The following is a 12,024-nucleotide window of genomic DNA, read 5'->3' as shown; positions in this document are numbered from 1 at the left end:
TCTGTCCACTGGTTTAGAAGCTCGTGCCGCCGGAGAAGCGGAACTGCTGTGTCTGGTCGCCTGTTGCCTTGGAGAGCACCCATGCGTAGTCGAAGCGCAGGGGACCAAGTGGCGACTGCCACAGCAAGCTGGCGCCGACTGACGAGCGGATCGTCTTCTTGTCCAGCACGTTCACGCAGGTCGGCTGCGCCGTATAGCTCGTGTAGGGAGTGCCGGGCGCAGGGCAGTATTCCGGCACGCCATAGGGAGCAAAGTTGGTCGCGCCATCATAGCCGAACAGCGTGCCCGCGTCGGCGAAGACCGCGCCTCGCAGACCGAGATCACGCGGCAGCCCCCAGATCGGGAATTGCACTTCGAGCGAACCACCGAAATAGGTTGTTCCACCCAGCGCGTTGGCCGACGAGTCACCATTCATGTCACGCGGGCCGATGCCGGAGGGCGCAAAGCCACGAACCAGCGACGGGCCGAGGAAGAAGTTGTCGACGATGCGCAGGTCCTTGTCACCGAACGCACGGACGTGACCACCCTGGACGCGGACCAAGCCGACGACATCGTCGAACAACTCGCGATAGTAGCGAGCCTCGGCGGTGGCGCGGATGAACTTGGAGTCGCCACCGAGACCCGCAACGTCAGGCTTAAACTCGACGTAGAGGCCGGAATGCGGATTCCGGATGTTGTCGAGGGTGTTGTAGGTAAAGGTCGCACCGACGAGAGACGTAATGGTCTTGCCGGCGGCTTCCTTGATCGCGACGGACGCCTCACCGTTGTAGATACAATCCGGATAGGGGCCGGTGAAGCCGTAGAGCGGGTACCAGCAGTCGTTGAACGGATCGTCGTAGCTGTTCGGCACCTTGAGGTTCGACTGATACAGCGAGTAACGCAGCGTAACCGTCGTATCTTCGGTGATCGGCAGACCCAAGCGAAGCTGACCACCCGTCACCCGGTTGGTGTAACGAGAGTAGTTGGTGTTGTCCGTATACTTCGAGAACAGGTCGAAGCCGGCAGCCATGCGCTGGCCGAGGAAGTAAGGCTCGGTGAACGAGAAGTCGACACCCTGCGCGCGCTGACCCCAGGAGCCCGCGAGACGGACATACTGACCGCGGCCGAGGAAGTTCGATTCAGAAACCGCAACCTCACCGATAAGACCGTCCGAGGTCGAGTAACCACCCGACACGGAGAACTGGCCGGTCGCCTGATCCTCGACGTCCACATTCACGATGACGCGGTCGGGGCTGGAGCCAGGCTCGTTGGTGATGCGGACCGACTTGAAGTAGCCCAGATTATTGAGGCGGCGCAGCGCGCGGTCGATCAACACCTTGTTGAAGGCGTCGCCCTCGCCGATATCAAACTCGCGCCGCACCACGTAGTCACGGGTCCGCGTGTTGCCACGGATGTTGATCCGCTCGATATAAACGCGCGGCCCCTCCTCCACGACATAGTCGATGCCGATGGTATGCGTATCGGGATCGCGCACGCCCGCAGGACGGACCTGGGTAAAGGCATAGCCGCGGCGGCCAAGCTCGGTTGTCAACCTGTCGAGAGACTTTTCGACCGCCTCCGCATTATAGGTATCGCCTGCGGATGTGGTGACGATGCCCTGCAACTGCTCGGATGACACGTCGGGGATCTGGGATTCGACGCGAACGCCGCTGACCTTGTAGGGCTGCCCCTCTTCCACCGTGATGGTGACGATATAGCCACCCTTCGCCTCATCGAACTGGACGTCGGTCGAAACGATACGGAAGTCGGCGTAGCCGTTCTTAAGGTAATAGCGCCGGATCAGCTCTTCGTCCGATGCGATCCTGTCGGGATCATAAACGTCGGAGGTCTTGAGAAACGACAGGAAATTCATCTCCGTCGTCGTCATCAGGTTCCGCAAACGCGACGACGAATAGGCCGTGTTGCCGACGAAATTGATTTCCTTGACGCCCGTCTTATCACCCTCGTCGATGGTGAACACGACGTCGATACGGCCATTGGGAAGATCGACCGTCCGCGCGGTCACCGAGGCGAGACCGCGGCCGGATTGCTTATAGATCTCGCGGATCCGGGCAATGTCGGCATCGACCGTGGCCTGGCTGTAGGGCTGGCGTGCCTTCGTCTGCACCTCGGAACCGAGGATATCCTTGTTGAGCTTCTTGTTGCCCTCGAAAGCGACCCGGTTGATGAGGTCGTTTTCGGAAACGGTCACGACGACGTCGCCACCGCGACGCGCGACGCTCACGTTGGTGAACATGCCGGTCGCCATCAACTCGCGACGGATTTCAGCCGGCGAATTGGACGGGCTCGTGATGTAAGACCGAACCGTGTCAGCCTCGACCCGCCGATTGCCCTGAACAACAATCGACTGCGCCAAAGCGCCTCCAGCAAAAACTGCCGTCAGCGGAAGTGCCACCAGTCCAGAACGGAGCCCTTTTACCAAGTGCCGGCCTCTTTTGGTCGTCAGCGTCATCAGATGCCGCCTCATTGTTCTTTTCTCTGCCGGAAAACCGGCCATATCAATCCCATAGGCGAATAACGCTTCTACAGAGTTTACTCGTCCATGCAAACGTACAAACACCGTTAACAAACTTTTCCCCGGGGACCGTGACCTCAGGGTCACGTGCCCCGTTGACTGAGCGCAAGCCCAAGATGCGTAAGGTCATTCCACGTTACGAACAACATTAGCATGACAACGATCGCGAGACCGATCCTGAAACCGATCTCCTGAGCCGCCTCGCTCAATGGCCGCCCGCGCAGGGCTTCGATGGCGTAGAAAAGTAAATGCCCACCATCCAACAGTGGGATCGGAACGAGATTAATGAGGCCGATCGAGACTGAAAGAATCGCCGCGAGATTGATGAGCGAGAAGATCCCGCCCATGGAAGCGACCTTGCCCGACACCTCCGCGATCCGGATGGGTCCCGACAGCTGGTCCGTCGACTCCCGACCGGTGACGAGTTTCGCCACATAGTCATAGGTCCGCGTGACGATGAACCAGGTTTCACTGAGACCGACGCCGACGGCCTCGACCAGACCAAAGCGCTGAACATGCCAGTTGGCGGGATCATTCGACGCCGCCTGCAGTCCCAGCATGCCGAGACGCTGCTTTCCGAAAGGCGTGGTGATCTCGCGGAGATCCGGCGTCGCCGTGAGCCGTGTCTCATGGCCCGCCCGGTCGACAAGGAAGGTAAGCTCTTCCTCCGCGCGGCCGCTGACAATGCGCTGCATGTCGTTAAACGACGCGATGGGCTGACCGTCAATGGCGAGCACGATATCGCCGGCCTGGAAACCGGCCCGGGCTGCCGCGCTGTTCTCCTGAACGGCAGCCACTTTCGGCACGAGGACTTGGCGGCCGTTGAAATAAGCCGCACCGCCAAAAATGGCGATCGCCAGCAGGAAATTAGCGACGGGACCGGCCGCAACGATGGCTGCCCGCCGTCCCACGGATTTATGGAAGAAGCTGACTTTGCGCTCTTCGGGCGTCAGTTGATCGAGACGGTCCCGATCCGGCATGCTGGCCGCATTCGCGTCGCCAGCAAACTTCACATAACCACCAAGGGGAATTGCGGACAGCTTCCAGCGCGTTCCGCGTCTGTCCGTCCAGCCGATCAGCTCCCTGCCAAATCCGATCGAGAAAGCCTGCACGCCGACCCCGCACCAGCGCCCCACCAGGAAATGGCCCAACTCGTGGATGAAGACCACGATAGTGAGGACAAAGAGGAACGGGACGACATAGCCCACCAAGGCGGTGGCGGTCGCGCCCATGGCGCTTAGAAATTCCATGAAGCAGGGTCTCTGGTCATCAGGCTGTCCACCAATGCGACATAGCCGCCATCCATAGTTTTGTCGACCCAACAGTCAAGCGACAACAGCGCCAACATCGATAGAAGTACTGCTATATCAGTTGTTTCGTCGACAGAACTGGTATTCAAGTTTAAGCGCTCTACGAAACTATGCGGCCGGTGCGAAGCCATCCCCGCACAGACATGCGCCGGCAATCATGGCAAGAGAGAGACGATCGCCCGCATTCCGCAAGCCTCCCTCCGAATGATCCCCTCCTCCAATGAGATAGCATATGACGGCCCGTTCTGTCCCGCGAACTTGAGCGCGCAAAAATTGCATGAACGAGATTTACACACGCTTTACGCGCGCAGACTCATTTCCACAGGGAGCTCGCCACCAGGGCACATCCCAGAAAGACGGAGACCGCCCAGAAGGAGTCCAGACGATCCATCAGACCACCGTGCCCCGGAATGATATGGCCGGAATCCTTGACGCCAAGGTAGCGTTTCAAAACTGATTCACCGAGATCCCCCGCTTGGGAGAGCACGGCGGCGGCAGCGGAAAGGGCAATCATGACCGTAGCGGGCACCGGCGCCGGTCCTCCGGTCAGAGGCGTTGTGAGCACCAACCACCCGATTACGGTGCCGGCGGCAACACCGCCGAGAAAGCCGGACCATGTCTTCTTCGGGCTCACGCGGGGCCAGAGCTTCGGACCCCCGATCAGCCTTCCGCATGCATAGGCGAAAACATCGGTGCCCCAGACGACGCCAAACATCCAGAACAGCGTCAAAAGGCCGAATGGGGTATTCCTTGCGGCGACGGGCACCAAGGCGATGACTGCGGCATAGACCAGACCGCCAGCTCGCAAGATCCGCCTCGCATCATGTCGATCGACGACAATGAGCGCGATGACGGCACCCGCGACCACGACGAGCGCGGGGCCGATTCCATACCAGTGAAGGGCGAGCGCCGATGAGGCTATCAACACACCGAACACCGTGCGCGTGGTACGTCTGGTTTCCTCGCCGTCCTCGGTCAGGGCGAGCCATTCATAAGCCACACCGCCACCCGCGATTGCCCAGATGACAACAAAGGGCAATCCTCCCCAGAGGGTTGCCGTGAGCACAACGGAAGCCAGAACGAAACCGGATGCGATCCTGAGCGTCAGCTCGGACGTGGCTCTCGCCGGGTGGCCGCGTTCGAAGGGTGCGGTTCCGTTGCTTTTGGTCATCCTGCGGCGCTGCTCAGTCCGCCGAAGCGGCGCTCCCGCCGTTGATATTCCGACAGGGCCTCCTCGAAGGCGCCACGATCGAAATCCGGCCACAGCACCGGCGTGAATACGAGCTCCGCGTAGGCTGCTTGCCAGAGCAGAAAATTCGACAGCCGTTTCTCCCCTGACGTGCGAATGACGAGATCAGGATCAGGAATATCCACGGTGTTCAGCGCTTCTGCAAAACGTTCGACGGAAATGTCGTCGGCTGCAAGGCGACCAGCCGCGACGTCCGCCGCGAGGCGGCGTGCCGCCTGTGTTATTTCCTGGCGCCCGCCGTAGTTGAAAGCGACAACCAGCGTCAACGCGGTGTTGTTGCGCGTGAGGTTCTCCGCCTCACCCAATAGCCCGACGAGATCGGGAGCAAGACCCTCGTCGCTCCCGATAATGCGGACACGGACATTGTTGCGATGAAGATCCGCGAGATCCCGCCTGACGAAATGGCGCAACAATCCCATCAAGTCCGCGACCTCGGCCGCGGGCCGGCTCCAGTTCTCGGATGAGAAACCGTAGACCGTCAGATAGGAAATGCCGAGATCGCCAGCAACCCGCACAGCATTGCGCAGAGCCTCCATGCCCCGGCGATGCCCCTCGAAGCGGGGCAATCCTCGGCGCGCCGCCCAGCGGCCATTGCCATCCATGATGATCGCCACATGGCGCGGCACGGACGGTTGGGTCCTCCCCGCCCCGGCGGGCTCGCGAACCGACTTCTCAGGCGATGCGCTCATGCCGTCCTCCGACGCTTCGCGCCCGCCGTGCTGCATGAATTCGCCAGAAATCCCTCATGATTGCTCACGCTCACCGCCCGGCTCCCCCGCTATCGCCGCTGCACGCCACGCGTGCATCCGGAATTCGTATCATTCCGGAGCGAGCTTCCAAACCCATTTTGGCGCCTCCTGGCGCGAGCCGATGACCAACCTGTACCCAGCGGATCATGAGGCCGATGATGAAAACGTCATTGGCCCCATTCCAGTCGGCGGAGCACTCAGCCCCCGTGGTTCCGCAGCCGTGGACTCATGCTTTCCCCGAGCGCGGCTCAGACCTGCATGATTTCCTTTTCCTTGGCGACCAGAAGCTGGTCGATCTCAGTGATCGTCTGGTCCGTCGCCTTCTGTACCTGATCGGCCTGGCGGGTCTGCTCGTCCTCGCTCAGGTTGCCGTCCTTGACGAGCTTCTTCAACACGTCCAGCCCATCGCGTCGCACATGGCGTGCCGCGACCCGCGCTTCCTCGGCATATTTATGGGCGACCTTGACCATCTCCTTGCGGCGCTGCTCGTTCATCTCGGGAATGCGCAGACGGATAACCTGACCTTCGGTCTGCGGGTTAAGACCGAGGTCGGATTCGCGGATGGCCTTCTCGACGGCCGAAACCATGCCGCGGTCCCACACCTGGACACTGATCAGCCGCGGCTCCGGCACGCTGACCGTCGCGACCTGGGTGATCGGCATGAGCGCGCCGTAAGCGTCAATCTGCAGGGGATCAAGAAGCGTGGGGGAGGCACGGCCGGTCCTGAGGCTTCCCAGGTCATGACGAAAGGCCTGTACGGCACCCTGCATGCGCCGCTTGACGTCTGAAAGGTCGAAAGACGTGGCAGTCATCTCGGATTTGCCCTCTTGTTCGATGTTTGCGCGACCTTGAGCGCCTACGGCCCCTATGGTCAAGCACAACGCGAGCCTCCGCCGAACAGCGACGGAGGGCTACCCCATAGCCCGGGAAAGGCACCTTACTTCCCGAGGCAACAAGTAGCGGGCTTAGAGCATGAGCGGCAGGAGTGGAAGACCGTTTTGCGACGAAAGGCCATCTATTCCGTGGGAATGGGCCGTCCCGAGGTGCCGGCATCGGCTGGAACCCACATCGCCCGCAGCCGTGCGGCATGACCGGAAGTCGGTCGTGATCCAGGAAAACCAAGAATGGATCAGCTCTTAGCGCCGTTTGTTCAAGAAATTTAAGAAACGGTACTCGTCTAGGGCGCCACGATCGTGGCGCGACCGCTGCCTTCGAGCACCTGGCCGATGGCGCCGGAATCGAGAATGGAAAAGACCACGATGGGCAGGCCGGCTTCGCGCGCCAGCGCGAAAGCAGCCGTATCCATGACCTTGAGGTTCAGGGCGATTGCCTCGTCGTGGGTCAAGCTGTCAAAGCGCGATGCCGCCGGGTCCTTTTTCGGGTCGGCGGTATAGACCCCATCCACATTCGTTGCCTTGAGCAGGGCCTCGCAGTCGAGTTCGGCCGCCCGCAGCACCGCAGGCGTGTCGGTTGTGAAATAGGGATTGCCCAGCCCGCCGCCGAGCACCACCACCTTGCCATGGGCCAGATGATCGAGCGCGCGCCGTCTCGCATAGCTCTCGCAGAGCGATGGCATGGGCACGGCGGACATGGCGCGGGCGGGAACGCCGGCGGCCTCGATCGCGTGTTCCAATGCCAAGGCGTTCATTACGGTGCCAAGCATGCCGATGGAATCAGCCGTTGGGCGGTCAAGCCCCTTGTTCAACCCTTGAACGCCGCGGAAGAAATTGCCTCCGCCGACGACGATCGCGATCTCATGGCCCTTCTTGGCGGCTGTCGCGATATCGGCAGCGATTTGCGTCAACGTCTCGCCGTGCAGGCCGGCACCGGCACTTCCGGCCAAAACCTCGCCCGACAGTTTGATGAGCGCCCGTTTGATCCGCATGCTAGTGCCTCCGCCGTTGTCTGAGCCAATCCATTCCCCATAGCGGGGCCAGGGGATCGATGTCACCGTGCGGGCGCATGCCTTGCACAGGTCTTCACATGAAAACGGCGCCTTGCGGCGCCGTTGTCGTCGTCAGCCTTGGCTTCCCGCCGCCGCCGCCACTTCGGCGGCGAAATCGGCTTCCTCTTTCTCGATGCCTTCGCCCAAGCCGTAGCGGACAAAGCCTTCGAGCTTCACAGGAGCTCCCAAGCGCCCTTCGGCCTCCTTGAGCACCTGAGAGATCGTCTTGGACTGGTCGTGGATGAAGGGCTGCTCCAGAAGGGTCACTTCCTTGAAGTAGGTCTTCATGCCGCTGTCGACGATCTTCTCGATGACATTGGCGGGCTTGCCCGCATGCTTGTCGGCAAGGATCGCCTTCTCGCGCTCGACCGTCTCAGCCGGAACGCCGCTGGCATCGAGCGCCACCGGATTGGTCGCCGCGACATGCATCGCGATCTGACGGGCAAGTGTTGCGAGCTCGTCCTTGTTGGCGGTCGAGGCGAGCGCCACGATCACGCCAATGCGGCCCAGGCCCTCGCCGGACGTGTTGTGCAGGTAGGCAGAGACCACGCCCTCGGGCACCGCGAGACTAGCCGCCCGGCGGGGAGTCATGTTCTCGCCGATCGTGGCGATGGCGCTCGACAGCGCGTCCTGCACCGTCCCACCGCCGGGATAGGCAGCAGCCTTCAGCGCCTCGATGTCGGTGCCGGTGTCGAGAGCGACCTGCGCGATCGTCCGGGCAAGCTGCTGGAACTGCTCGTTGCGCGCCACGAAGTCGGTTTCCGAGTTGATCTCGACGACCACGCCCTTGTTGCCGGCGAGTGCCACGGCAACAAGGCCTTCGGCCGCCACGCGGCCGGACTTCTTGGCGGCCTTGGACAGTCCCTTCTTCCGCAGCCAATCCACCGCCGCCTCGACGTCGCCGCCCGTCTCGGTGAGCGCCGTCTTGCAGTCCATCATGCCCGCGCCGGTCTTGTCGCGGAGCTCTTTCACCATCGCCGCGCTAATGCTGGCCATCGTAATCCTCTCGATCGTAAAGAGCCGCGTCCTCACAAAATCAATGCAAGGCGCGGCCAGACGTCAATCGTCAATCAACACGTCAAATGAGCCGGCATGGGCTGCCGGCTCCGATCTGGCTGCTGAAGCGAGACCTTCATATGACACAGCCTTCAGGCTTCCATATGAAGGTCCATCATCTCAGACAAAGCCGGCCTGTGACCGGCAAGGTCCCTATCAGTTCGCCGTATCGGTCAGCGAGCGGGCCTGGGCCACCCAGCCGTCACGCTCGATGCGGCCGTGCAGCTTCAGCTCGGCGTCAAGGGCGGCAATGTCGGCCGGCGCGAGAGCCGCGATCTGCCAGTAATGGAAGATGCCGGCCTCATTGAGGTTCTTCTCGAGCTCAGGGCCGACGCCGTTCAGGTTGGTGAGATCATCGGGGGCGCCACGCGGCGCGCCGAGACGCTCGAACACCTCATCTGAAGCGGCGCCGTCGGCAGCCGGCAGATCCTCGACGATCGGAGCTTCCGACTCGCCGATATCGATGCCGAGGTCGCCATGGCCACGCGAGATGCCATCGATGGCGGCGCGAGCCACGAGGTCGCAATAGAGAGCGATGGCACGGCCCGCGTCGTCATTGGCCGGAACCGGGAAGGTGATGCCGTCGGGATCGCAATTGGTGTCGACGATCGCGGCCACCGGGATGCCGAGACGCTGGGCTTCCTTGATGGCAAGCTGCTCCTTGTTCGTGTCGATCACGAACAGAAGGTCCGGCACGCCGCCCATGTCCTTGATGCCGCCGAGCGCGCGCTCAAGCTTTTCGCGCTCCCGCGAGAGCATCAGACGCTCTTTCTTTGTCAGTCCGGTGGCGCCGCCGTTGAGAGTCTCGTCGACCTTGCGCAGACGCTGGATCGAACCGGAAATGGTCTTCCAGTTCGTCAGCATCCCACCGAGCCAGCGGGAGTTCACGTAGTACTGAGCCGAACGCTTGGCAGCATCCGCGACCGCATCGGCGGCCTGGCGCTTCGTGCCCACGAAGAGCACGCGGCCACCGGCCGCAACCGTGTCGGAAATCGCCTGCAGCGCGCGGTAGAACGCGGGCACGGTCTGGGCGAGATCGATGATATGGATGTTGTTGCGGGTGCCGAAGATGTACTGATCCATCTTCGGATTCCAGCGGTGAGCCTGGTGGCCGAAATGCGCACCGGCTTCGAGCAGCTGCCGCATGGAGAAATCAGGAAGCGCCATAGTCTTTATAACTCCGGTTATGATGCCGCCGCGGGGCCTTGGGCCGGACGATCCGGCCACCGGATGGCTCGTGAGAGATCTCAAGAAGGTCCTTATGTTAGGACCTTCGCGAGCTTAACCCCGCGTGTGGAATGGGCGCGCTTATAAGGGCGCCAGCGTTGAGATGCAAGAGATGGCGTGCGGAAAGAAGGCATTCAATCCCTCGGCATCCGGTTGAGCGGGTGATCGCTCAACCAAGGGGGGCGCCCAGCTCCACTCTTCGCTGCAAAGCGAGGCGATCAAGAAACCTCTCATCGTGGCTGACGACCAGGAGCGCGCCGTCAAAGGCGCATAGCGCCAGTTCCAGCGCCTCCATCCCGTCGAGATCAAGATGATTGGTCGGCTCATCCAGAATGAGAAGCGCGGGCGGGACGGGACGTCCCAGGGTGCAGGCAAGCCCGGCGCGCAACCGCTCGCCACCACTGAGATCGCCCACCCGCTGATGCGCATCCTCCGCGCGGAAACGAAAACGCGCCAAAGCCGCCCGACACTGGTTCTCATCCGTCTGCGGGTTCAAATGCAGGAAATTCTCCCGCAGCGACAGCTCCGGGTCGAGCAAGCCCATATCCTGGTCGAGGAAAGCCAGGGGGACCGGCCGATCAACGGATCCGCTCTGCGGCTCGAGCTTGCCCGCGATGAGCGCCAGTAACGTGGACTTGCCACTGCCGTTCGGACCCGTGATCGCGACCCGTTCGGGACCGGTTAAGGTCAGAGACAGATCACGAATGACAGGCCGCTCAGCCGCATATCCCGCTGTCACGGCTGCAAGACGCAGAGCGATCTTACCGGAAGGCATGTCGGTGGTAAGCATCTCCATGCGCAAGGGCTGCAGCACCTCGATTTTCTCGCGCGCGCTGGACAGGGCCTCGTCAGCCATCTCGATTCGCGCATCGCGAAGGCGGGCATTTGCGCCGCCGGATGTCTCGGCGCGGCCTCTCGCCGCGTCCATCAGGATTTTCGGCTGGTCGCCTTTGGCGCGGCCTTTCTGTCCATTGCTATCCCTTCGCGCTTTGCGCTCGACCGCCTGCTGCGCGCGACGCCTGATCTCCGCGCGTTCCCTTTCGGCATTTGCGAGATCGTGGCGAGCAGCCTCGAGCTCCGTGGACTTCCGCGCATGAAAAGCACCATAGTTCCCGCCATATCGGGTAGCGCCAAGCGTGGTCAGTTCCACGATGGCGTCCATCGTATCAAGCAGCTCCCGATCATGACTGACGATGATCGAGCTGCCTCGCCACGCGCGGATGAAGTCCAGCACAGCCCGGCGTCCGTCGCGATCCAGATTGTTGGTCGGCTCATCAAGCAGGAGAACGTCCGGCTCGGCAAAAATCAGCGCTGCCAAGGCCGCGCGACTGCGCTGCCCGCCTGACAGCACAGCCAGCGGCACATGAGCCTCCAGGGACAAACCGCACCGCGCGAGGGCCGCGTCGATCCTAGCCGGTAAGGTCCAGTCAGCGCCGGCCAGTTCGTCAGGGTCGGCAAGCCCCCTTTCGGCGCGGTCGAGCACTGCCAAGGCGGATCTTGCACCGAAAAGGTCCGCGAGCGTGTCGGCGCTCGCCTGTATATCCTGCCGCATGACGCCAAGGGTGCCAGAGGCTTGAACGGAGCCCGACGACGGGCTTAGCTCGCCCGCGATCAACCGCAGCAGCGTGGTCTTGCCGGTGCCGTTTCGCCCGATGAGGCCAGTACGCTCGGGACCGAAGCTTAGATTGAGATCAGAGAAGAGCGGCGCTCCATCAGGAGCATGCCATGATAGATTGCACAGGGTGATGGAAGCAGGCATGGGACAGGACTTCTCGCAGCATGATCGACTGAACGACGGCGGCAAGAGACAAATCCATGTCGAAGCGGCTCCAAATTCCTGCTGAACGGCCCTCTAGGTAAGACTAACCATCAACCTTCGCAAGCTTGGTCGGCGAAAATCTGGGAGGTTCCGCCATGTGGGGCGCGGAACTGCTTCGGGCTGGTCTCCGCGGCAAGCCTCCGCTATGGGCCAT

The 12,024-nt window shown here is 61.9% G+C and carries 9 protein-coding genes; all 9 read right to left on the bottom strand.

Going from position 1 to position 12,024, the window contains the following annotated elements:
- Positions 1-13: 13 nt before the first annotated feature.
- The 9 genes from bamA to KIO76_RS18680 all read right to left on the bottom strand — a co-directional run bounded on the left by bamA (position 14) and on the right by KIO76_RS18680 (position 11,810).
- Positions 14-2,455: an outer membrane protein assembly factor BamA gene (gene bamA, locus KIO76_RS18720; protein WP_502761894.1), complete on the bottom strand. Its 2,442-nt coding sequence runs from the start codon at positions 2,453-2,455 to the stop codon at positions 14-16.
- 143 nt (positions 2,456-2,598) lie between these two features.
- Positions 2,599-3,765, bottom strand: a complete 1,167-nt coding sequence (gene rseP / locus KIO76_RS18715) for an RIP metalloprotease RseP (protein WP_213324651.1) — start codon at positions 3,763-3,765, stop codon at positions 2,599-2,601.
- A gap of 373 nt (positions 3,766-4,138) precedes the next feature.
- Positions 4,139-4,996 carry a phosphatidate cytidylyltransferase gene (locus KIO76_RS18710; protein WP_213324650.1) on the bottom strand — a complete coding sequence of 286 codons (858 nt, stop codon included), beginning with the start codon at positions 4,994-4,996 and terminating at the stop codon, positions 4,139-4,141.
- Positions 4,993-5,763: an isoprenyl transferase gene (locus KIO76_RS18705; RefSeq protein WP_213324649.1), complete on the bottom strand. Its 771-nt coding sequence runs from the start codon at positions 5,761-5,763 to the stop codon at positions 4,993-4,995. The genes KIO76_RS18710 and KIO76_RS18705 overlap by 4 nt, the downstream gene beginning before the upstream one ends.
- A gap of 308 nt (positions 5,764-6,071) precedes the next feature.
- A complete protein-coding gene (gene frr, locus KIO76_RS18700) occupies positions 6,072-6,635 on the bottom strand; it encodes a ribosome recycling factor (RefSeq protein ID WP_213324648.1) in 564 nt (187 codons plus the stop codon).
- Between the two features lie 365 nt (positions 6,636-7,000).
- Positions 7,001-7,708, bottom strand: coding sequence for a UMP kinase (gene pyrH / locus KIO76_RS18695; protein ID WP_213324647.1), 708 nt, complete (start codon positions 7,706-7,708; stop codon positions 7,001-7,003).
- Positions 7,709-7,840: 132 nt separating this feature from the next.
- Entirely contained in the window at positions 7,841-8,764 is a 924-nt protein-coding gene (gene tsf, locus KIO76_RS18690) for a translation elongation factor Ts (RefSeq protein WP_213324646.1), read from the bottom strand.
- A gap of 216 nt (positions 8,765-8,980) precedes the next feature.
- Positions 8,981-9,991, bottom strand: coding sequence for a 30S ribosomal protein S2 (locus KIO76_RS18685; RefSeq protein WP_213324645.1), 1,011 nt, complete (start codon positions 9,989-9,991; stop codon positions 8,981-8,983).
- A 229-nt stretch (positions 9,992-10,220) separates the two neighbouring features.
- Positions 10,221-11,810 (bottom strand): ABC-F family ATP-binding cassette domain-containing protein, encoded by a 1,590-nt coding sequence (locus tag KIO76_RS18680; protein WP_213324644.1) that lies wholly within the window; start codon positions 11,808-11,810, stop codon positions 10,221-10,223.
- Positions 11,811-12,024: the final 214 nt, after the last annotated feature.

Source organism: Chelatococcus sp. YT9, from assembly GCF_018398315.1.
GTDB lineage: Bacteria > Pseudomonadota > Alphaproteobacteria > Rhizobiales > Beijerinckiaceae > Chelatococcus.
Note: the sequence above shows the minus strand (reverse complement) of the source record. Positions and strands in the feature narration are given on the sequence as shown.